General features: G+C 56.4%; 20 protein-coding genes. 9 read left to right on the forward strand and 11 right to left on the reverse strand.

Going from position 1 to position 22660, the window contains the following annotated elements:
* Nucleotides 1-158 precede the first annotated feature (158 nt).
* The 9 genes from IP85_RS13870 to IP85_RS13910 all read left to right on the forward strand — a co-directional run bounded on the left by IP85_RS13870 (nucleotide 159) and on the right by IP85_RS13910 (nucleotide 10103).
* On the forward strand, nucleotides 159-725 hold the full coding sequence (locus tag IP85_RS13870) for a sugar transferase (protein ID WP_054150272.1): 567 nt from the start codon (nucleotides 159-161) through the stop codon (nucleotides 723-725).
* Nucleotides 726-743: 18 nt separating this feature from the next.
* Entirely contained in the window at nucleotides 744-2678 is a 1935-nt protein-coding gene (locus IP85_RS13875) for a nucleoside-diphosphate sugar epimerase/dehydratase (protein ID WP_054150273.1), read from the forward strand.
* Nucleotides 2679-3061: 383 nt separating this feature from the next.
* A complete protein-coding gene (locus tag IP85_RS13880; protein ID WP_082347709.1) occupies nucleotides 3062-4045 on the forward strand; it encodes an FAD-binding oxidoreductase in 984 nt (327 codons plus the stop codon).
* Between the two features lie 13 nt (nucleotides 4046-4058).
* A complete protein-coding gene (gene rfbF, locus IP85_RS13885) occupies nucleotides 4059-4832 on the forward strand; it encodes a glucose-1-phosphate cytidylyltransferase (protein WP_054150275.1) in 774 nt (257 codons plus the stop codon).
* Entirely contained in the window at nucleotides 4823-5908 is a 1086-nt protein-coding gene (gene rfbG / locus IP85_RS13890; protein ID WP_054150276.1) for a CDP-glucose 4,6-dehydratase, read from the forward strand. Before rfbF ends, rfbG begins: the two co-directional genes overlap by 10 nt.
* A gap of 11 nt (nucleotides 5909-5919) precedes the next feature.
* Nucleotides 5920-7263 carry a lipopolysaccharide biosynthesis protein RfbH gene (rfbH, locus tag IP85_RS13895; RefSeq protein ID WP_054150277.1) on the forward strand — a complete coding sequence of 448 codons (1344 nt, stop codon included), beginning with the start codon at nucleotides 5920-5922 and terminating at the stop codon, nucleotides 7261-7263.
* Nucleotides 7260-8099, forward strand: a complete 840-nt coding sequence (locus tag IP85_RS13900; protein ID WP_197278016.1) for a transketolase — start codon at nucleotides 7260-7262, stop codon at nucleotides 8097-8099. Before rfbH ends, IP85_RS13900 begins: the two co-directional genes overlap by 4 nt.
* 4 nt (nucleotides 8100-8103) lie before the next feature.
* On the forward strand, nucleotides 8104-9015 hold the full coding sequence (locus IP85_RS13905) for a transketolase C-terminal domain-containing protein (protein ID WP_054150431.1): 912 nt from the start codon (nucleotides 8104-8106) through the stop codon (nucleotides 9013-9015).
* Between the two features lie 53 nt (nucleotides 9016-9068).
* Nucleotides 9069-10103, forward strand: a complete 1035-nt coding sequence (locus IP85_RS13910) for an NAD-dependent epimerase/dehydratase family protein (protein WP_156322907.1) — start codon at nucleotides 9069-9071, stop codon at nucleotides 10101-10103.
* Between the two features lie 223 nt (nucleotides 10104-10326).
* On the opposite strand, the gene IP85_RS13915 is transcribed toward IP85_RS13910, so the two are convergent.
* From IP85_RS13915 to phnC, 11 genes are all read right to left on the reverse strand, one after another.
* Nucleotides 10327-11754, reverse strand: a complete 1428-nt coding sequence (locus tag IP85_RS13915) for a mannose-1-phosphate guanylyltransferase/mannose-6-phosphate isomerase (RefSeq protein WP_054150279.1) — start codon at nucleotides 11752-11754, stop codon at nucleotides 10327-10329.
* 57 nt (nucleotides 11755-11811) lie between these two features.
* Complete coding sequence (locus IP85_RS13920; protein ID WP_054150280.1) at nucleotides 11812-13074, reverse strand: glycosyltransferase family 1 protein; 1263 nt, start codon at nucleotides 13072-13074, stop codon at nucleotides 11812-11814.
* Nucleotides 13071-14441 carry an O-antigen ligase family protein gene (locus IP85_RS13925; RefSeq protein ID WP_054150281.1) on the reverse strand — a complete coding sequence of 457 codons (1371 nt, stop codon included), beginning with the start codon at nucleotides 14439-14441 and terminating at the stop codon, nucleotides 13071-13073. The genes IP85_RS13920 and IP85_RS13925 overlap by 4 nt, the downstream gene beginning before the upstream one ends.
* Before the next feature lie 80 nt (nucleotides 14442-14521).
* Nucleotides 14522-15256: a glycosyltransferase family 25 protein gene (locus tag IP85_RS13930; protein ID WP_054150282.1), complete on the reverse strand. Its 735-nt coding sequence runs from the start codon at nucleotides 15254-15256 to the stop codon at nucleotides 14522-14524.
* Nucleotides 15257-15633: 377 nt separating this feature from the next.
* Nucleotides 15634-16227 carry a phosphonate metabolism protein/1,5-bisphosphokinase (PRPP-forming) PhnN gene (gene phnN / locus IP85_RS13935; protein ID WP_082347729.1) on the reverse strand — a complete coding sequence of 198 codons (594 nt, stop codon included), beginning with the start codon at nucleotides 16225-16227 and terminating at the stop codon, nucleotides 15634-15636.
* Nucleotides 16227-17363 carry an alpha-D-ribose 1-methylphosphonate 5-triphosphate diphosphatase gene (locus IP85_RS13940; protein ID WP_054150284.1) on the reverse strand — a complete coding sequence of 379 codons (1137 nt, stop codon included), beginning with the start codon at nucleotides 17361-17363 and terminating at the stop codon, nucleotides 16227-16229. The genes phnN and IP85_RS13940 overlap by 1 nt, the downstream gene beginning before the upstream one ends.
* A 4-nt stretch (nucleotides 17364-17367) precedes the next feature.
* Nucleotides 17368-18069 carry a DUF1045 domain-containing protein gene (locus tag IP85_RS13945; RefSeq protein ID WP_054150285.1) on the reverse strand — a complete coding sequence of 234 codons (702 nt, stop codon included), beginning with the start codon at nucleotides 18067-18069 and terminating at the stop codon, nucleotides 17368-17370.
* A 52-nt stretch (nucleotides 18070-18121) separates the two neighbouring features.
* Nucleotides 18122-19648, reverse strand: coding sequence for a phosphonate ABC transporter, permease protein PhnE (gene phnE / locus IP85_RS13950; RefSeq protein ID WP_054150286.1), 1527 nt, complete (start codon nucleotides 19646-19648; stop codon nucleotides 18122-18124).
* Nucleotides 19649-19655: 7 nt separating this feature from the next.
* On the reverse strand, nucleotides 19656-20618 hold the full coding sequence (phnE, locus tag IP85_RS13955; RefSeq protein WP_054150287.1) for a phosphonate ABC transporter, permease protein PhnE: 963 nt from the start codon (nucleotides 20616-20618) through the stop codon (nucleotides 19656-19658).
* Nucleotides 20619-20700: 82 nt separating this feature from the next.
* Nucleotides 20701-21606: a phosphonate ABC transporter substrate-binding protein gene (gene phnD / locus IP85_RS13960; RefSeq protein ID WP_054150288.1), complete on the reverse strand. Its 906-nt coding sequence runs from the start codon at nucleotides 21604-21606 to the stop codon at nucleotides 20701-20703.
* Between the two features lie 78 nt (nucleotides 21607-21684).
* Nucleotides 21685-22542, reverse strand: coding sequence for a phosphonate ABC transporter ATP-binding protein (gene phnC / locus IP85_RS13965; protein ID WP_054150289.1), 858 nt, complete (start codon nucleotides 22540-22542; stop codon nucleotides 21685-21687).
* Between the last annotated feature and the right edge of the window lie 118 nt (nucleotides 22543-22660).

The following is a 22660-nucleotide window of genomic DNA, read 5'->3' on the forward strand; positions in this document are numbered from 1 at the left end:
CGTCTAGCCGGTGATCAACCTTCTCCTCAAAATTCGGACTTTCGGGCGAAAAGCCGCGAAACTAGAATCTCGAATCGCAGTCGGTGCTGGCGATTGGCGGCGATTTGCATTACTGACGCGTGGATCGATTTTCGGGATCCATGTCGGGCCATTCATCAATGCTTGTAAAACGAACATGCGACATCGCCGGCGTACTTCTGGCACTGATTGTATTTGCCGTGCCAATGGCAGTGATTGCGCTTTGTGTGCGTGCCACATCCCACGGGCCCACATTGTATTGGTCTCAGCGCGTGGGTCGTGGCAATCGCCTCTTCCTGATGCCTAAGTTCCGAACAATGCGAACTGACACCCCCGAGGTGGCGACCCATCTTCTCGAAGATGCATCACGATATCTTACCCCGATTGGCAGCTTTTTAAGAAAAACTAGTTTGGACGAACTTCCGCAACTTTGGTGCATCCTAAAGGGCGACATGAGCTTCGTAGGGCCCCGACCAGCGCTGTTTAATCAAGATGACCTTGTCCGGGCGAGAACGGTTCATGGTGTGCATTTGCTGTTGCCGGGGCTGACAGGCTGGGCCCAAGTGAATGGACGAGACGATTTAGCTGTTCCGGACAAGGTCGCGCTAGACGTCGAGTATCTTAAACGTCAGAACTTTCTTTTCGACTTGCACATTCTAGGGGTGACGGCCCTGAAGGTTGTGGGCGGTACCGGCGTCCGACATTAGTAGGTGAATGGCAGGATTATGCTAGCTTCTGAGTGGACCAACAAAACCTTGGTCAAAAACATAAGAGAACGGATCATCAGGACACCTCGGCTGTGGAAGAGGGTCGCCATGATCAGCATCGACATTGTGGCTTTGGTGATTGCCCTCTGGGCAAGTTATGCCATTCGCCTGTCGGTCTGGATGCCGGCGCTAACAAGCGAAAGATTGATTCTCGCTGCTTTGGCGCCACTTGTTGCAATTCCCATATTCATCAGGTTGGGTCTTTATCGTTCGGTGATCCGCTATCTGCCAGAGGCAGCCATGTGGACTATCATCAAGGCAATGCTGATCGCCACGACAAGCTGGGTGATCATCGTTTTCCTGATGGAGATGGCGGGCCAAGGCATCGTGCCCCGATCCGTTCCGTTTCTCTTCTTCATTCTCGGAACACTATTAATTGGCGCCGTGCGTTTCGCTGCCAAGTGGATCCTAGTCTCGGGTACCGGTCTTCGCCGCAACGAAGAACCGATCTTCATCTACGGAGCAGGACCCGCGGCTGCCCAACTTGCGCAGGCCCTAAGAGGTCACGGGAATCGTTATGTAATGGGGCTGATCGATGACGACCCGGCCAATCATGGGCGGGATATCGGCGGCTACCGTGTTCTTCCGTCCAGCGATCTTCCATCATTAATCGATCGCTATGGCATCAAAGAAATCGTTGTTAGCATGTCGTCCATACCTATGGACAACCGGCAGGCCGTGCTTGGGCAAGTGACGGGGCTTGGAGTTAAGGTGCGAAGCCTCCCAGCAATAGCCGATATCGTGGACGGCCGCTACATTGTGAGTCAGATACGCGAGATAGAAATCGACGAGCTGCTCGGGCGCTCATTCGTTCCGGCTGAAACGGAGTTGCTGGATCAGGCGCTTGCTGGCAAGATTGTGATGGTTACGGGTGCCGGCGGCTCGATCGGCTCTGAGTTGTGCCGCCTTATAATCCGGCGGAAACCAGAAAAACTAATCCTCTTTGAGGCAAGTGAATACGCGCTCTACCGTATCGAACAGGAATTATCAGCACTAGGAAGCCACACGGCAGTTCCAGTCCTTGGCTCGGTGACAGATGCCAAGTCAGTGGAACGAGCAATTCGAACCCACAAGGTACAAGTGCTTTATCATGCAGCGGCCCACAAGCATGTTCCGCTAGTTGAGGCAAACGTGCTTGAAGGAATACGCAATAACGTTTTTGGTACGTTAACCGTCGCGAAGATCGCTGCTGCGCAAAAAATTGAAAGCTTTGTCCTGATTTCGTCCGACAAGGCCGTTCGACCGACCAATGTTATGGGAGCAACAAAGCGTTGGGCTGAACTCGTTGTACGCCAAATGGCTATCGAGGCTCGATCAAAGCCAGAGAAGCAAATTTTTTGCGCCGTCCGCTTCGGAAACGTCATCGGATCGAACGGTTCTGTCGTGCCACTATTCAAGCAGCAGATCGCCCGAGGGGGGCCGGTGACGATTACCGATCCGGAAATGACGCGTTATTTCATGGCCATTCCGGAAGCTGCAGAGCTTATAGTACAGGCCGGCGCCCTTTCGGCTGGAGGCGACGTGTTCCTGCTAGACATGGGGGAGCCCGTACGCATTGGAGACCTAGCGGAAAACATGATCCGACTGGCAGGTTTCAACGTTAGAGATGCCGATAGTCCGGACAGCGGCATCGCAATCGAGGTAATCGGGAAACGGCCCGGAGAAAAACTATTCGAAGAATTGTTCTACGATCGCAATAACGCCCAACCTACCCGTCACCCGAAAATTATGCGTGCTGACTCCACAGGGATCGCTAATTACGACATCGCCAGTTGGTTGCGAGCGTTGGAACAAGCGGTTGCGGCCGACGACGAAGATCATGCACGACAGCTCTTGTTCGGACTAATTTCAACAGATGAAACCTCATGTCACGCCGTTCAAGCCCCTGACTGACAGCCTAGCCTTTTGGTTACATAAGACGCCGCCGACGCGTGTGGCGTACAAGAGATAAAACAGGATACCTTCGTGCGCTCTCCAGCAATGAGGCGCCGATGGAAGCCGTTGCTCGGAAGTTTCTGTGGGGCAGATCCGGCTCGATCACTTCGATCAGGATTTATGAGAGGCCATGCTGTTTGGTCTGATCTTATGTGGCATGCACAGACTGGCGGAAGAGTACCGGATGCTGGTGGCTCATTGATTGACGTGTCATGGTAAAGCGGAGAGATGCGCGGCATACAGTTGAAAGCCGGCGTACCGATGGGTTATGAGTTGGCATAACACCGCAGTGCCCAAAAATTCCGTGTCGCTCACAGGCTCGGATGAAGTGATAGCTGGAAATGCCAAAAATTACATTACCTTCAGGTCGTACTTTTGAGATGCTCCAAGGTCAATCCTTACTGGCCGCTGCAGAGGTTGCGGGTGTAAAGCTGCCTTATAGCTGTATGAAGGGGCGTTGTAGTAGCTGTAGGTGTAAGATCGACGGCAAATCAATAGCGCTCATGGATGAGGTAGGACTAAGCGCAGAAGAGCGAGCCGAAGGTTGGGTACTGGCGTGCGCCCGATCGCCGCTTGATTCGGCGTCCGTTGACATTCAAGAATTGACTGATCTGGAGTTGGTTCCGCCGCGCTTGGTGGCTACGAAAATTGACTCTTTGGAAAAGCTCTCGCGCACCGTGTTGAGAATCCGGCTGCGAACGCCACCTAGTACCGTCTTCGGTTTCGCTCCCGGGCAGTACGTAGATGTGGTCGGGCCGAATGGTATCCGGCGAAGCTACTCTCTGGCGAACGGCACGGGCAGTGGCCGACTAGAATTACATGTCCGCTACGTTGAGGATGGCGAGATGAGTAATTATTGGTTTGAAAGGGCTCAGCTAAACGATCTACTTCGGATTGAGGGCCCCAAGGGTACCTTCATCCTCCGCCATAAACCTGGCGACCGGGTGGTTTTCCTGGCGACAGGCACCGGAATCGCGCCAATAAAATCTATGCTCGAGGAAATCGCGGCGTTACCACAACTGAAGCGCCCCCAGTCGGTCTCGGTGTATTGGGGGGGGAGAACCATCCAAGATCTTTATTGGGATCCGCGAGAAGCATTCCACGATGCGCTATATGTGCCAACCCTGTCGAGGGCCGAACGTGAATGGACGGGCGTGCGCGGGTACGTTCAGGACGCAGTGCTCAATTCGGTGGGAGCTTGGGACAACGTTCAGGTCTATGCGTGCGGTTCCAGCAAGATGGTTCAGGATGCACGGAAGGCACTCACGGGGGCGGGCCTGCACAATGGATCATTCTACAGCGACGCATTTGTCGCATCAACCTAGCAGAGAGTTGAGCATGAAAGCTGTGATACTGGCCGGAGGTTTCGGAACGAGACTTGCCGAAGAAACATCAATACGTCCGAAGCCCATGGTCGAGATTGGGGGGCGACCTATACTTTGGCATATAATGAAAATATATTCGCACTATGGAATAAATGATTTTATCATATGCTGCGGGTACAAAAGTTATATTATTAAGGAGTATTTCGCTAATTATTTTTTGCATATGTCCGACGTGACGTTTGATATGACCACAAATGAAATGCATGTCCATAACCGTCGAGCAGAGCCGTGGAGAGTGACTCTCGTTGATACTGGCGATACATCCATGACCGGGGGTCGTCTTCGGAGGGTGAAGGAGCATGTGGAAGGAGATGATGCGTTCTGCTTCACTTATGGTGACGGAGTTAGCGACATAGACATCGGCGCTTCGATCGAGTTTCACCGTAAACACGGCCGAGCAGCAACGCTAATGGCGACATATCCTCCTGGCCGATTTGGCCTGTTGGAGACTATATCTGACGAAGTGACAACATTCAGAGAAAAGCCAAAAGGCGAAGCTGGGCAGATAAATGGTGGTTTTTTTGTCCTCAGCCCGAAGGTCTTTGATTATCTGATAGACGACGCGACAGTTTGGGAGCGCGAACCACTGATGCAATTGGCTGAAGCGCGTGAGCTGATGGCTTTCCACCATGACGGTTTTTGGCAACCCATGGATACGCTGAGAGACAAGCAGTTACTTGACGATCTGTGGATGTCAGGAAAGGCTCCTTGGAAAAAATGGGCATGAATCTGTTGAATCCAAATCAAAATTTTTGGTCCGGCAAGCGGATATTAGTGACTGGACATACAGGCTTTAAAGGCGGTTGGTTGACTTCGTGGCTTCTGGCGCTTGGCTCTGATGTTTGTGGGTTTTCCTTACCGCCACCAACGGCGCCGTCATTCTTCAATGAGGTAGGGTTAGCGAACAGGCTGCGCAGTGAACTCGGTGATATCCGAGAGCTCGAGCAGTTGTTGTCTGTCATGGTGTCCCATAGGCCAGAGATTATTTTTCACTTAGCTGCGCAACCGCTTGTTCGTAGATCTTACGCAGATCCGATCGAAACTTATTCAACCAACGTAATGGGAACAATCAATGTCTTTGAGGGTGCAAGACGGGCTGGCAGCGTTCGAGCGATAGTTAACGTAACCTCCGACAAGTGCTACGAAAACCGCGAATGGATGTGGGGGTACAGAGAGACCGATCCGATGGGCGGTCATGATCCCTATAGCAACAGTAAGGGATGTTCGGAACTCATTACTGGCGCGTACCGCCAGTCGTTTTTCCGAGATGAGGGTATCGCGATAGCATCCGCGCGAGCCGGCAACGTAATAGGTGGAGGGGATTGGTCCGAAGATCGTCTGGTGCCAGATGCACTGCGCGCGTTCGAGCAATTGAAGTCAGTTGTATTGCGCAACCCTATGTCGGTCCGGCCCTGGCAGCATGTTCTGGAGCCGCTATCAGGCTATTTGGCGTTAGCCGAACGGCTTTACGAAGGAGACTACACCTTTGCGGATGGGTGGAACTTTGGTCCGAGCGATGAAGGTGCCAAATCTGTTTCCTGGATCGTGGATCGGCTTGCTCAAGCGTGGGGCCTGCAAAGCATCACGCCCTGGATAGCGGACACGCAGCACCAACCTCACGAAGCAAATATGCTGCGATTAGATATCACGAAAGCGCGGAGCTTGTTGGCTTGGCAGCCAAGGTGGGATCTCGATACCGCACTGAACAAAATAGTTGGCTGGCACAGGGCTTGGCAGGCAGGTGCAAATATGGCTGAGTGGTCCTTGAACGAAATTCGCGAATATCAGCACACAGTGCCCTAACGGAAGATTACATGATTAGACAGAACTCAAACGCCTCCGAGCGCTCGCAAGATGTGATCCGAGAGGAAATTTCTCAGCTAGTCAAAGAGTTTGCAGCTATCGCTTACGCGCCCCAGCGTTTTCAGCCTGGGGTAACGCCGGTGCCTGTCTCAGGAAAAGTTCTTGGTGAGGGTGAGCTTCAGAATATGGTGGAGGCTAGCCTTGACGGGTGGCTTACCACGGGAAGGTTCAATGAGCTGTTTGAACGACGTTTGGCAGAATATCTCGGCGTTCAGTACGTTTTGACGGTAAATTCTGGATCTTCCGCTAATCTGGTGGCGTTTTCAACGTTGACGTCACCGAAACTCGGGGAAAGGGCGATTCAAAAAGGCGACGAAGTCATAGGTGTTGCTGCCGGATTTCCTACTACGGTAAACCCGATTATTCAATTTGGCGCAGTCCCAGTCTTCGTCGATGTGGATCTCTCTACTCATAACATTGATGCCGGCAAGATAGAGGCGGCAATTACTTCCAAAACCAAAGCGATTATGCTTGCTCATTCGTTGGGAAATCCGTTTAATATCGCCGCTGTAACCGCCATCTGCAAGAAGTATAACCTTTGGTTGGTCGAAGACTGCTGTGATGCTTTAGGCGCGACCTATAATGGCAAGATGGTCGGGACCTTTGGCGATATTTCGACACTCAGCTTCTATCCTGCGCATCATATAACAATGGGCGAAGGAGGCGCGGTTTTCACAAACAATTCTGTTCTGAAGCAGATCGCTGAGTCATTTCGTGACTGGGGACGTGACTGTTATTGCCCACCCGGGCGCGATAACACGTGCGGGAAGCGCTTTTGTTGGAAATTGGGTGGATTGCCAGAGGGGTATGATCATAAATACATTTACAGTCACTTAGGCTACAATCTGAAGATTACAGATATGCAAGCTGCTTGCGCACTAGCGCAGATGGATAGGCTAGACGACTTCATCAATAAACGACGTGAGAATTTTCTCTACCTCTACCAGAGACTACAGAGCTGTTCGAACTTTCTGCATCTTCCATCAGCTACGCCCAACTCTGAGCCATCTTGGTTTGGCTTTCCAGTAGTGTTGAAAGAGAGTTGTGGCGTTCGGCGTGTCGATCTTCTGAATTTTTTGGATCAGAACAAAATTGGAACGCGCCTACTTTTTGCGGGTAACCTCACCAAGCAACCATACATGCAGGGTCAGGTATATCGGATCTCAGGTGAGTTAAATAACACTGACTTGGTGATGGATCAGACATTTTGGTTGGGTGTCTTTCCAGGGCTCGATAGCGTTCATCTAGACTTCGTGGCAGACAAGATCGAAGAGTTCTTTGGAGTTGGCTTTTGATAAACCGCCAAATAGGTCGCGCGCAAACCAGAAATATAGAATACAATGCTGCGCGTTTACGCGCGACCATTCTGAAGATGGCCTACGCCGGCTCGACCGTCCACGTCGCTTGCGCGTTTTCGATAGTGGAGTTGCTGGCCGTGCTTTTCAGGGAGCACCTTCATTATCCAAATAACGACCCGAATGCGGTTGAGAGGGATTACCTGGTGCTTAGCAAAGGGCACGGAGTGATGGCGCAATATGCCTGCATGTATGAGCGCGGCTGGCTCACCTCCGATCAAATTGAAGGCTACTTTGCTGATGGAAGCGATTTGAAGGGGCTTTCTGATTCACGTATTCCAGGGTTAGAAGTAACTTCGGGCTCTCTTGGCCACGGCTTCTCTGTGGGAGTCGGGGTTGCGATGGGTATTAAGCGGCTTGGGGCAGACCAAAAGGTTTACACGATCGTTGGAGACGGCGAGATGAACGAGGGGCCGATATGGGAAGGCGCACTCGTCGCAGCACATCACAGACTTGATAATCTAATGCTAATCGTTGATAAGAATGGGTTCCAAGCAATGGGAACCACCGACGATGTGCTGTCGCTCGGAGATTTGGCGGCGAAGTTAGCTAGTTTTGGATTTGATGTGGTGAACGCCGATGGACATGACGAGCTAGCGATAGATTCGGCACTTCGCGCCCTGTGGAATAATGGCAGCTCTCAGCCCAAGGCATTGATAGCCCATACAATAAAGGGAAAAGGAGTCTCCTTTATGGAGGCTGACAACCGTTGGCACTACACTCGACTCAACGAGCAAACGTTCGCGGAAGCACTAGCTGAACTTGGGCAGGTTTGAGTTTATGAGGGAAGCGCTGTCTACCTCCTTAGTGCGTTTGGCGCAGAAAGATAATAAGCTTTTGGTTCTTACTGGGGACCATGGTTATGCTTTGTTTGACGAGTTTCGTAGAGTTTGCCCCAATCAATACATAAATGCAGGAATTGCTGAGCAAAACATGATCGGCATGGCCGCTGGGCTGGCGCGTTTAGGCTTTCGCCCATTTGTATATGGGTTAGCGGCTTTTGTACCTGTGCGGGTCATAGAGCAGATAAAGCTGGATGTGGCGCATGATGAGCTACCTGTTGTCTTTCTAGGCGATGGCGCCGGTTTCGTGTATAGCCATCTGGGGACCAGTCATCAATCGACAGAAGATATAGCCTGCACCCGGGCAATTCCCAACCTTCAGGTTTTATCTCCCGCCGATCGATATGAGATGAACGCATGCATGGATTATTCTTACAAGGTTGCCCGCCCAGTATACATTCGCATCGGCAAATCTGACCGAGGAGATGTGCATTCGGAGAAATTACACGTTTTCACCCCGGGTGGCATAATTCTAGTCCGGCAAGGCCGCACGGATCGGCCGGGAATAATCGCGACTGGATCAATGGTCTATACCGCTATGCAGGTAGCCGAAGCCTACGACGGGTCGGTCTGGAGCGCGCCATTTGTAAAGCCGCTGAGCAATAATTTGGTGGTCGACGCTGCAAAGAAAACAACAGGATTAATAACCTTAGAGGAGCACACCCGACTGGGCGGTCTCGGAAGTGCTGTGGCTGAGATTACAGCTGATGAATTCCCGACACGCGTGCTGCGTATAGGCGTTAACGATCAGTTTTCTCAACACTGCGGATCCTATGACTATCTGCTTAGGGAACACCGTATTGATGTTGATTCTGTGCGGAAAAAAGTGCTTTCGAGTTTCAATTTATAGTTCTAATGTTTTAGCGTAGATTTGTATATTAAATTGCCGATCGGTAGGATTACGTGGCCACTTTCGAAATCTTTGAACAGGATATTGAACGGTGCCATCACATTATTGGCATGGACGTTTGGCGGACATTAGCCGGAAAGAAAATATTCTTCACCGGGGGGACCGGATTTGTCGGAAAGTGGATGCTGGGTGCTCTTCTAGACGCGGATGAACGGCTTTCGCTAGATTGTAAAATTACACTTCTCAGCCGAAATCCGGAAAATTTCTTCGCTGAATGGCCCGAACTCAGTCGTAGATTAAACTGCATCCCGGGGGATGTCCGAAATTTTGCGTTGCCCGTTGATGCAGTAGACCTCGTTGTTCATGCGGCAACCGATGTTGCGAGTGCCAGATCGCCCGATCAGATATTCGACGACTGCGTCGATGGTACGCGTAGAGTGCTCGACCTGATTTCTGGTTGCGGGGCGAAAAGGGCGCTGCTGGTAAGCTCCGGCGCAGTATATGGCCCCTTTCCGCAGGGAATGAGCCATGTGTCTGAAAAGTACCTGGGTGGCCCGGATACACTTGCCGCGGCCTCGGCCTACGCTGAGGGCAAACGGGTCTCGGAGTGGCTTATGGCTCGCGCGACTGGTCATGGAGTGGAAGTCGCGATTGCTCGCTTATTCGCGGTCGTTGGTCCTCATTTGCCATTAGATAAGCACTTTGCGATCGGAAACTTTATCGCCGCTGCGTTAGCTAATAAGGCCTTCAGTATCTCAGGTGACGGTACACCGAGACGGAGCTATCTTTATGCTGCAGATATGGCTGCGTGGTTGTGGGTGGTGGCTCTACGTGGCCAATCCGGCACGGCGTACAACGTCGGCAGCGAAGACAGTATATCAATATATGACCTTGCGAAAAGGGTGGCCTATATTGCTGGCTCTGATGGAGAAGTAGAATGCGCCGAGAGAATTAGTGGCACGCTGGTTCAACATTATGTTCCAGATGTAACACTCGCTAAAAAAGATCTGTGCTTACAAGAGCCACTAGATCTGAATGAAGCTATATCGCGAACAATCCGCTGGTATCGAGAAAGACAACAGAAGTGACTGCGTTGGGGCTTATACAGTAGACTCTAAAGAAATCTGCTGGTCTTAAACATCAGGACGTCTAGACATGCTGGACGTCCGCCATCCGACACAGACGTTGGTCTAATCGCCTCGCAGAAGCTCCTCTAAATGCCGATACGATTGCGCTGTTCGGCTTCGCGAGCGCTCAGTCGCTCCTCGTGTTGCTCCGATGTCTCATCCTACAGTCTGCTGCGAGTGAACCTCAACTCCGGCCGAATTCGTCGACCAGACGGATGATGTCGTCCTCGCCGAGATAAGAGCCGGTCTGGACCTCGATCACTTCCAGGCGGATCTTGCCGGGATTGGCGAGGCGGTGGACCGAGCCCTGCGGGATGTAAATAGACTGGTTCTCGTGCAGGACGGTCACCTTGTCGTCGATCGTCACTTCTGCCGTGCCCTTGACGCAGACCCAGTGTTCGGCGCGGTGGTGATGCTTCTGCAGCGACAGCTTCTTTTCCGGATGGACGAAGAGACGCTTGACCTGGAAGCGATCGCCATTGAGGATCGACGTATAGCCGCCCCAGGGGCGAAGCGCCGTCGGGTGGTTTTCGGTCAGATGCGCCGTTTCCTTGTCGGCGGCGAGCATCTTGACGAGATTGCCGACATCCTGGGCCCGGTCGAGGCGACCGACATAGACGGCGTCCTCCGAGGCAATGACGGCGACGCCCTCCATGCCCTGGACCGCGAGATGAGCGTTGCGCGACATGATCAGCGAATTGGTGGTGTCGGCGACGGTGGCATTGCCGTTGACCACGTTACCGTTCTCGTCCCCGCCCGCGAGCTTCCAGATTGCATCCCAGCTGCCGAGATCCGACCAGGTGATGGGGGAGGGCACCACAGCTGCGTTCGGCGTCTTTTCCATGACCGCGTAGTCGATCGAGATGCTCGGGCTCTCACCGAAGCTCTCGGCGTCGAGGCGGGTGAAGTCGAGATCGCCCTTCGCCTTTTCGATCGAGGTCCGGACGGCCGCGAGAACTTCGGGTGCCAGCGTCTCAAGCTCCGCAATCATGTGGCCGGCGGAGAAGACAAACATGCCGGAGTTCCAGGCATAGTTGCCGCTCACCAGCATCTTTTCGGCGACCTCTGCCTTCGGCTTTTCGACGAAGCGCGTGACCTTGTTCACCCCATTGCCGAGGTCGTCGCCGATCTCGATATAGCCGTAGCCGGTTGCGGGCTCGGTCGGCGTGATGCCGAAGGTGACGATCTTGCCGTCGCGCGCCGCACGGGCCGCCTTTTGCACGCAGCCGCGATAGGTATCATCGACGGTGATCTCGTGGTCGGACGGCAGGATCTGGATCAGCGTGTCGCTGCCATGGCGCTCAGCGACGATGACGGCTGCAGCAGCCACGGCGGCTGCCGTGTTGCGTGCCTCGGGCTCCAGAATGATGCCGTCGAGCGCGATACCGATCTCGCGTGCCTGTTCGGCGACGAGGAAGCGGAAATCCTCATTGGTCACGATGACAGGGGCTTCATAGATCGTCGCGTCGGAGACGCGGGCAAGCGTCTTCTGCAGCAAGGTTTCTTCGCCCAGGAAGCGGATGAACTGCTTCGCAGCGGCTGCGCGCGACAGCGGCCAAAGCCGCGTTCCCTTGCCGCCGGCCATGATGACCGGCACGATCTTGATGCTCATGTTTCTATGCCTTGGTGTTGGGTTGTGCTGGTTGTGTCGTGCTGCGAGGAGGGGTGGCTATCGCAAGGCTTGCATGGAAACCAGCGTCTCGCGGGCGACGGCATTCCACGTTCTCAGTTTCGGCCTCGCCTCGTTGATACGTTTCCGAAGCTCATGCTGGAATTCGATGTTCGTCTCCAGCTCTTCTATGATCTGTGCAAGACGAGATGCATCATCAGGTTCAAAGTAAAGCGCCAGGTCCCCGCAGACTTCTCGCAGAGCCTCAGCGGTGGAGCAGACTGCAGGCGTGCCGCACCATAGTGCTTCGCCGGCCGGTAGGCCCCAGCCTTCAAGCTTGCTCGGCATTACCAGGGCGAGGGTGCCTTTGTAGAGTCGTACAAGGTCGGTCTGGTTTGGGTTATCGATGAAGATTAGCTTGTCCTGAATGCCCAAAAATTCTTGTCTCGATGCATAGCGACGCAGGCGCTTTCTGTGTGAGCCGGCGATCACGAGCTGCGGCACGGGCTTGCCGTTCGCATGCAGTTGCCGCAGGGCCTCCAACACGACCTCGATGTTCTTTCGACCGAGATTAAGCGCAACTGTCAGGATATAGGGTTCTGTCGGTACAGATACCTCCGGCGGTTCGGTTCCATCAGGACAGTGGTGGACAAGTTGCACCACACTGACGGTGCCGCGCGGTTTCGGCAGCATGCCGCTTTCGACAAAGCTTTTGAGCTCTTTGGCGGTGAAGTTCGAGTTCGTCAGAATCTGACTGGCCTGCCCGATCAGGAAGCGGTTGTCGGCCAGGAAGTTCTGGTCGAGCTTGCGAAAGCGTTTTGTCGCCCCATCATGAAGTGGCATGAAATCATGCAGCAAGGGCACGATGGTCGCTCTTGATCCTCTCTCACGGAGCACCCTCACCATGTCCACGATCAGTTTCGGCCGTGCTGCGGAGAAGAAGATGCCGCTTTCGATTGCGACGGGCTTCAGATATCCGGCGTGTTTAAGCCAACTGGCCCTGTTTTTCTTTGGCGTCGCGCTGTTCAGGAGGCGGAAGATGATTGGCAGGATGGGGTTTTTGCCGAAAAACGACCTCACCCATTTCTGGCCCACGTCCTTCGGTAGATCGAACTCTGCGCTCCCGTCTTGTCGCTTCTGCCAGTTGACTTCGTAGAATTGCTGCATGCCAAAGGAGAAGACGACGAAGCGAATGTCTTCTCTCAGCAGAGCCGCTTCCCGACCGATTTCGTGGACCGTGCGGGCGATCCCGTAGTACTGCGTGCGCTTGCCCGATGTGGAGAGCAGCGCCTCGGTCAGGTCGAAGTAAAGAGGGCCGGTCATGTCTCTGCCCTTTCCTGCATGCTGTTCGACAGAGCATAGAGCACACCGCAGAGGAGGCAGAAATAATGCGTGTAGAATTTCAGATTCAGAAATGAATCGAACATCATCGCAATCGCCCAGAAGAGTGACACTCCTGTTGTCAGGAGTAATCTGTCGGCAGTCGACAGACCCTTGGAAACAAACCAAGGGATCGCAAGGAAGATCAGACCGAGCGTAAGCTGCAGCACTCCGCCGGTTACGAGCCAGGTGAGATACTGATTGTGATTATGCTCATAACCGTAAGTCGCATGTATCAGCTTTTGGAGATAGAGAGAGCCATGGCCGAAGACAGGTCTCTCCTTGATTGCTTCAACCGACGTCTTCCACATGGCGAGCCGGTGGCCGATCGCATCATCATTGGTGACTTCTGTGGATTGGTTCGCCTCGGACGTTGATACAACAGCTGGCTCGGGGGCTTGTGGAATTTGCGACGTCGTCGGCTCAGGCTCCGATTGCGCTGGCACCGGTTGTGTCGGTGCAGTTTCCTCGCCAGCTGTCGTAAACTGCGAGGTTAACGTGCCCAAGGTCTCGAATGTCGATGAGAAACGGCTGGCTGGTCCGCAATCCGTTGCAAACCCGATCAGAGCGGAAACCACTGCCCCCGCGACTGCTGCTGAGGCCAGATGATACCAGCGTGGGATCCCCTTGCTCAAGCTGGGCAGGAAGCTCAGGATTAACAGAACGCCAAAAACGCCAACTTGCGCCACGGCCACGCCGCGGGAGCCTGTATAGGTCGTCGAGACGATGACACTAAGAGCAAGCAAGCCGACCCGAAGCCAGCGCTCGCGATTGCCAAGCCTTTCCCACCCGACCAGACAGATAAACGTCAGTGTCGAGAACAGGAGAGCAGGGATGAAAGGCCAGGGCGCCAGTCCCCTTACACGACAATGTTCCCGGATGCCGGCAAACATCATATAAGTCAAAACGGCGAAACAGGCGATGAGAAGCCATGGCATCAGTTTCCGAAACTGAGACGCCAAGTTTTTGATCTGCAGGCTTCGCACCAGGCCGACGGCCAGCATGGCGATCGCGATGGAATAGGATTCAAGGCTTGGATTGACCGGGCGTGGGTCTGAAGCTTCAAGTCCTGTGAAGAAGAAAAGGGCGAAGATGCTATATGCGAAGTAGATCCCGAACGGTGCCAAGAGCGTCCAGATCGGCACGTGATAGTGTCTGTTCTTGAGCGCATGCAGCAAGAAAGGGATGGGGAGAACGCCGGCGACGACCAACAGAGGCGTCACCTTGCTGCCGAGAAACAATGCGACGGCAAGCCCAGTGAGAAACAGGAAGTCTGAGGCTTGCCACAAGCGGTCAATATGGGTCTTCATGGTTCCGTTCCAAGTTTCTAAAGGCTCTAGGACGAGAGGGCCAGTTGTTCTGCCGGCTCGAAACGTCCTGTCACACTTGCTCAAGCGCGAAGTGCATAGGCCAGTCTTACAAGATCATCCCGTAGCCTTCGGGCATAGGTCTCGAGGCGTTTCCATTTCGGGAATTTGACGGAGCGATAGATGTCGCGTGTCGCAATTGTCGTGCCGCCGCGCGCTATGTTCGCCACATTCTTTCGTGTCGTGTAAACTAGTGCACCATGGTCCCAGCCACGTTCGAGGGCCGCGTCCCAAGGGTAGCGCATGACCGTCAGGTGTTTGATCAGGAGCGCGGCCCCCCGGCGAGACACCGCATAACAGGCCGATGAACCGAGCGGACCATGAATGGCGCGACCGATCTCGTCGCCTAGACTTGATGTGTTGGTCATTTGAAAGCCGACGACCCGGTGGTTGAAGAATTTGATCACGTCGGCATCCGGAACCGCTTCAAATGCCGCATGTACGCGATCTTTGAGGTCTGCACTCAGTTCCACATCATCTTCGATGATAAGGGCGATATCGTTGGTCGTTGTGAGCAATACGTGGAGGGCCCTGATATGGCTCCTATAGCAGCCATACTCGCCGGCGAGCATCAGGCGACCCGTGTTGCGCCGGAATGCGGCATCGTCGACTGCCTCCCGCTCTGCTTCCGCTGTCAACTTGCCATCGACTGCCGAGACGCGGGTGAGGGACAAGCCTAGTGCGCTGGCGCGATCTGCCAGGATTTCCCAGCGGTCGGCTGATCGATCCAGATTGATCGCAAAGATTTCGAGCTTCATCCGATTTCGTTCCGCTGGCGGTTAACCCGCTCACTTAACGGTGCAGGTTTGTCGCTCGGTAGCATCTGAGCGCCGATGCAGCAACAGGCTGCGCTGACCAAGATCGGGCGTCATCTGATGAATGGGTCGGCAAAACGAAACAGCGTCAAATCCAGGCGAGTGCCGCCAGTGTTTCGCCGGTCGCTACCGAGGCAGAGGCTGCGTTTGCTCGCCCCCCAATTTGCGGATTTCCACCTGGCGGAGAGTGGGTCGGTATCGTGCGCGGTACACCTTCGTGTACACCTTGGTGTAGCGCTACTCTCCCTTTTGATATAAGGACTTAGCCAAGCGCCTGAAAACGCTGGTAGCGCTTGGCCACCTGGTGGAGAGTCCCACCATCACTCACTGTGCAACAATCCCTCGATCAATTGCACAAGCTCGTTGCCAGCCAGTTCCAGATCACCACTGTTGTCGATGTTGATGACTTTCAGATCTGTGGGGAGGGGGGCAGTGGTTCGGGTGAGGCGGGCTTCGATTTCCGTGGTCGTCTCGCGCCCGCGGGCAGCGAGGCGCTTTGCGAGAACGTCGGCGCGTGCGGTCACGTTGACCACCACGAGATTGGGGAAGGCCGCGTGGACGCTTGCAAGAGCCGAGCGGGATCCGTTGACGATCAAGGTGCGTCCTTGAGCGAGGTCCGTACGGACATCGAGCGGAATGCCGTAGCCAAGGCCGTGGGCGTTCCAGCTCACGGCAAATGCTCCGGAGCTGACGAGCCGATCGAACGTTTCGGGGCTGACAGCGTCATGGACTTCGCCGCCGGTGTCTTCGGGGCGCGTAATGGTCCGTCGCACAAAGCGGACGTCATCCCGGTCGGTGAAGTGTCGGCGGGCAATGTCCAGGAGGCTGTCCTTGCCCACCCCGCTCGGGCCGACGACGACGACGAGAGTTCCGGTGGCTTTCTCCAAAGATGCGTTTGCTACGGCATGCGTCATCATGCGACCCGCCGCCCTTCTCGCCACACGGCGCGGATCACCGGTACGCCTTCGTCACGGCGCACACGCACGAGATCTGCGCGAAGGCCCGTGGCGATCCGCCCCCGGTCGTCAAGGCTCACCGTCCGCGCCGGCGTCGCCGTCACCATGGCGATCGCCTGGGGCAGAGAGATGCCGTCTATCTCATCGGCCAGCACGAAGCTCGCATGCAGCAGGCTCAGCGGCACGTAATCGGACGAGAGGACGTCGAGCACACCGCGCTTGGCAAGATCACGGGCTGCGATGTTGCCGGAATGCGACTTGCCGCGGACGACGTTGGGGGCGCCCATCAGCACGCTCATGCCTGATTGGTGCGAGGCTTCCGCGGCTTCGATGCTGGTCGGGAATTCGGCGAGCTTGACGCCATGACCCTTGGCTTCCTCGACATGGGCGAGCGTCGCGTCGTCATGGCTTGCGACCGTAATCCCGCGCTCGGCGCAGGACCTCGCGAGAGTGTCGCGATGCAGGGCTGAGTAACGCTCGGAGAGCGAAAGCCGGATTTCGACGAAGCGGGCGAACTGCTCGTCGGTCAGGCCGCGTTTGGTCTTGTAGTAGAGTGTGTACTGTTCCATCGTCTGGAACTGACGCTGGCCCGGGGAATGGTCCATCAGCGAGACGAGACGCACATGCGGATCGTTCTCGAAGTCGGCGAAATGCTCGAGCACGTTGTCGGAGGCAACTTCGCAGCGCAGGTGGATCAGGTGCTCCGCCCGCAGCCGGTCGTCGCGTTCGGCCGCCTGTATGGCATCCGCCATGTCGCGCATCTCGCCCTTGTCGAAGCCGCCGTCCTCGTCGGAGCCCATGCGCAGGCAATCGAAGACAGTGGTGATGCCCGAGGTGACGATCTGCGCATCATGGGCCTGAATGGCCGAGGTCATGTGCCAGCGCACGCCGGGGCGGGGGGAATAATGCGATTCCAGGTGATCGGTGTGAAGCTCGACCAGGCCGGGGATCAGATAATCGCCGCCGAAGTCCTCGCCGCTGCGGCTCGCGCCTTCGTCGATCGCGGCAACACGACCGTCACGGATCACCACGCTGCCGTCGACAATCCGGTCTTCGAGAACGATGCGGGCATTGGAAAAGATCTGTTCGGACATGGGGTCAGCCGTTTTGTTGGGCGGCCTTTAAGGGCAGCCATGAATGGACAAGGAAGGGGGCGCCGCGCTCGGGCTCAACAAACAGCGCGAGGCCATCGATCCGGAGGGGGCGGCCGTTGAATTCGGCGAAGCGGAGGTTGAGCACATTGGCCATGGCAGGCGACTGGGCGTCGGATACAGGCCCGGTCAACGTCATGTGGAAACGGAACTCGTCGAAGACGTAAGGGTAGCCCCACCGCATCAGGTTTTCGCGCTGGCGCGGAGGCAGGCTGTCCGGCTTGCGCCTTTCGATATCTGCCTGCGAGAGCGGCGCGCGGAAGGGCTCGAATGCCTCGACGACACTGGCAGCGAACGTCTGCAGAGGCGCATGCTGCCGTTCCGGAACCAGGGCGAAGAACGGCCCAAGCTGGCCGATGATAACGGAGGGGACTTCCAAGGACGCCGTTTTCGCGGTGAACGCGGCAAACTCGGCAAGCAAATCGGCTTCGCTCACGCCTTCGGCCAGGTGAAAGGGCGCCTTGAGCGTCGCGTGAAAGCCGTATCGCCGGGGATCGGCCGTCAGGGCATCCAGTTCTTCGGCCGGAAAATCCGTTTCGGCCGTTCTTGGATGTTCAATCCCGGTGAAGGCATCGCGTCCCAGCCAAGCCGCTGCCGTCTGGCTCAGCGGTGCGTCGGCGCAGGGTGCGAAGTATAGGGCGTAACGCAAGGGTATGTCTTTCGTGTGTAGTGGCGCGGAAACGAACCCCGCGCCCTAAGAATCAGTGGCGGCTCTTTCCTATCAGGCGTGAGCGCAGGCTATTGGAGATGGCATCGAAAATGAACACCACGATCAGGATCAGGAGCACCATGTAGGCGACATTTTCCCAGTCGGAATTGGTGCGCATGGCTTCCCAGAGTTTGAGGCCGATGCCACCTGCGCCGACCGCGCCGATGATGGTTGCCGATCGTGTGTTCGATTCCCAGAAATAGAGGGCCTGGGAAGCGAAAACCGGCATCACCTGCGGCAATACACCGAAGCGCTGGACGGCCGCTGCCGGCGCTCCGACCGACTTCACCCCTTCGCGCTGCTTGTCGTCGATGTTCTCCAGCGCCTCGGCATAAAGCTTGCCGAGCGTGCCGGTGTCGGTGACGAAGATTGCCGAGATGCCGGCAAGCGGCCCAGGGCCAAAGGCGCGGGTGAAGAACAGCGCCCAGATCAGCATGTCGACCGACCGGACGAAGTCGAAGAAGCGCTTGGTGATCTGGTTCACCGGTCGATTGCGGGTGATGTTGCGCGCTGCAATGAAGGAGAGCGGGAAGGCGACCAGCATGGCGAGCAGCGTACCCATGAAGGCCATGACGATGGTCTGCAAGAGCTTGGTCCAGACGTCCAGATGCTGCCAGGAGGCATTGTAGAGGATGTTGTTCCAGGCGAGTGCCAGGTTGCTCATCTTCGGATCGATGCGTTCGCCGGATGTTATTGTCTGCCAGACTTCACCCGAAGAGAGACCGAAGAAGGGCGAGTTGGTATCAAAGATGAAATTCTCCCAGCCGAAGAACCGCTTGCGGACGCGGACGCGATCCGAGGAGACGTCGAGCCAGCCGGCCGAGCCGAAATAGGCGATCACGCGGCCGCCTTCGAGGCGCTGCTCCACCCAGTCGGGACGTGCGCCTTCGACCGTCACGGTGTCCCTCTTCGGATCGAGCAACAGGGTCACTGTTTCTTCGCCGCGAACAAGTGTGACGCGATCACCGGCAATGTCGATACGGGCCGTGCCGGAGAGTGCCACCTGTGCTTCGGTGATCACTTCCTCGGAGGTTGCTTGAGCTGCGGCGACATTGGTCTCGATGCTCGCGGCCCCAGTTGATGCCTGCGGCGTGGGAGACGTCATGAAACTGAAGGTCGAGCTCGGCGTGGAGGTCGCCGGGGCCGGCGCCGCGGCTGCAGGGGCCTGCGGCTCGGCCCGGGTGATCGTTTCGCGTTTCGTCTCGATCCAGTCCGGGTTCGGGTTTGGTCCGATGGGATCGAAGCGCGGATAATTGATCGTCAACGCTCCGTCGCGGTCGATTTCGAATTCCGGGCGTATCTCGTAAGAGACCCAGTCGGCAAGGTAGTTGCCGGCTATGCCCCAATTGGCCTCCGACATCGTTTTGCCAATGGCGAAGAACCACCAGCAAAAGAGGAAGTAAAAGGCCAGGATGCCGAGCGAAGCCGGAATGCGATAGCGTTGCCAGAGGCTGCGCTCCAGCACCTGCGGATAGCGTTCGGCCAGACGGTTCAGTTCGGCAGCGTTCATCATGGACATCGAAACCTCACGTGACCGACTGGAAAGACTGCTCGCCGACGAGCTTGCGGCGCAGCCATGCGGAGAACTGGTCGACGGCGATGACTGTCGACAAAAGGAGAAGGATGATTGCGAGGGTCTTTGCCTCGTGGCCCTGACCGATCGACAGGCGCAGGGCTTCGCCGATGCCGCCGCCGCCGACAGCGCCGATGATCGTGGAGGCGCGCACGTTGATTTCTATGCGCAGCAGGAAGTAGCTCATGAAGTTCGGCATGACCTGAGGCGTGATGGCAAACCAGACGCGCTCGAACCAGTTGGCGCCGACGGCTCGCAGCCCTTCGTCAGGCCGCATGTCGGCATTCTCGATCACTTCGAAGAACATCTTGCCGAGTGCGCCGATGGTGTGGATCGTCACCGCGATGATCGCAGGGATGGGACCAAGCGAAAGGATGGCCAGGAAGAAGCCTGCAATGACCACTTCCGGAAAGGCGCGCAGGATCTCCATGAAACGACGAACCGGCCAGCGGATCCAGGCGCTCGGCATGGTGTTCTTGGCTGCAAGGAAGGCAAGTGCATAGCCGAAGATCATCGCGATCACGGTGGACAGGAGCGCGATATTCACCGTCTCCAGCATCTTGTGGAAGTATTCGGGGATGTAGAGGCTGTCGGTGATGTAGAACCGACCCTCCGGATAATTGTATTTCAAGCTGCCGTCGTCATAGGGGGAGGGCAGGTCGAACAGGGCCCGCCATATCTCCCAACCGTCGCGGGGGACGAGTTCGCCCACGAAGTCAAAAAGGTAGGGCAGGCGGTCGAAGAACTTGCCGGCATTGGTGTCGTTGGCGAACCAGAGCGAACCGGTCACGGCGAGGAGCAGGATCACGGCGCCAAGGCCGGTATAGATGCGCCGTTTCGCCGCCAGTTCCTGCCAATGGCGCTCGACGACCGCGCCGCGCTCGCTCAGGGTGGGCTGTGTCGCCGTCATGGCCATCACCGCAAATCCTTTGGAAAAGACTTCAAGGAAAGACCGCCGGCGGTGTCCCGGCCGGCGGTCCTATTGGTTTCGTCAGCGATCAGCCGCCGATGGTTGCCTTGCGGGCATCGATGATCGGCTTGTAGAAGTCGACGGTGACGTCGGTGTAGCCCTTGAAATCGCCGCCCTGGACAGCCGAGAAGCAGGCCGGGTCGGAGGTCGGCAGTTCCATCATGAACTGCTTGAACTTCATCTTCATGTCCTCGTTCATCGAGGTGCGAACGACGATCGGGCCGTTCGGGATCAGCGGGGACTTCCAGACTTCGACGAGGTCGTCCATGTTCAGGACACCCTTGTCGACCATCTTGCGCAGGTTGCCAGAAGAGTAACCGTCCTTGAAATCGCCAACGCCCGAACCCCAGGTGGTGCCGACGTCGAAGGTGCCCTTGACGACTTCGAGAACCAGGTTCTCATGGCCGCCGCCGAAGCCGGTGGAGGCGACGACCTGATCAACCGGAGCGCCGAGGGCTTCCGGCAGGGTGACGAGGGGGACGAGATAGCCGGAGGTCGAGTCCGCATCGGCATAGCCGAGCTTCTTGCCCTTGATGTCTTCGATCTTGGTGATGCCCGAATCCTTGCGGGCAACCATGATCGAGTAGTAGCCGCTGGAACCGTCGGTCTGGACGGTGGTCAGGATCGGCTCGACGGCGTCTTCCTTGGCGAGGTAGACCTTGGCGAAGGCCGAGGCGCCGAGTTCGGCGTAATCGAGCGTGCCGCCGAGCAGGCCCTGAACGACGCCATCATAATCGGCGGCCGGGAAGAGCGAGACCTTCTCGACGCCGAGAGCGGCCGGGAGCTTTTCGGTCATGCACTGGAAATTGCGCAGACGGTCGGCTTCGTTTTCGCCGCCGAGAATACCGATGCGGAATTCCTTGAGGTCTTCGGCATGGACGCCGGAAGCCAGAGCAACGAGAGCCGCCGTGGCGAGCAGGGTCTTCTTCAACATGAGTGCATCTCCTGTTTCGTAGGATGAGGGAGTGTCTTTCGGTATTGCCCTTGTCGCAGGGCCAGCGATCTTCGTGGCTCAGGCCTCGGCTACGGCGAGAGGGCGCAGGCCAGCGGATGGGATCTTGCGTTGTTCGTTGTCCTGATGCGCAATGTTGATGCTCGTCGAGGTCATCGTTTCATCGATGCCGGCACCATGCTGGTCGGCGCCGTAGATTTCGTGCACTGCCTCGGCCGTGAGTTCTGCCGGCGTGCCGTCGAAGACGACGCGGCCCCGCGCCATGCCGATGATGCGCTCGCAGTAGTTGCGGGCCGTATCGAGCGTGTGCAGGTTGGTCATGACGGTGATGCCTTCGCGCTCGTTGATGTCGCGCAGCGCATCCATGACGATCTTGGCGTTCAACGGGTCGAGCGAGGCGATCGGCTCGTCGGCGAGGATCATCTTCGGTGACTGCATCAGGGCACGGGCGATCGCCACGCGCTGCTGCTGGCCACCGGAAAGCGTTCCGGCTGCCTGCAGGGCTGTCTGCTCGATGCCGAGCCGCTCGAGGGCGGCGATTGCCATCAGGCGCTCTTCGCGGGTGAAGACGTTGAGGATCGAAAGGGCTGTCGACCGATGGTTCAGGCGGCCAAGCAGTACATTCGTCAGCACGTCGAGACGTGGCACGAGGTTGAACTGCTGGAAGATCATGGCGCAGTCGCGCTGCCAATTGCGCAGGGCCGTGCCATGAAGATTGGAGATCTCGAGATCGTCAAAACGGATGCTGCCCGAGGTTGGGTCGACCAGGCGGTTGATCATGCGCAGCAGTGTCGACTTGCCGGCGCCCGAACGGCCGATCACACCAACCATCTGGCCGGCGGGGATCTCGAGGGTCACCGAGTCCACGGCCTTGGTTGTCCCGAACTGGCGGGTGAGATTGTCCAGCCTGAAGAGCATTATCTTTCCTTCGCCGTCATTGATTGCGGTGCTGGGAATGCAGTAACGCGGGTCCGTGAAGCCGGAATGTCAGATTTGTGTAGGATTTGTTAAACTGTGTAAGTCTCTGAAAAATTTG

The sequence above is a fragment of the Rhizobium sp. AAP116 genome (assembly GCF_001295785.1).
GTDB lineage: Bacteria > Pseudomonadota > Alphaproteobacteria > Rhizobiales > Rhizobiaceae > Allorhizobium.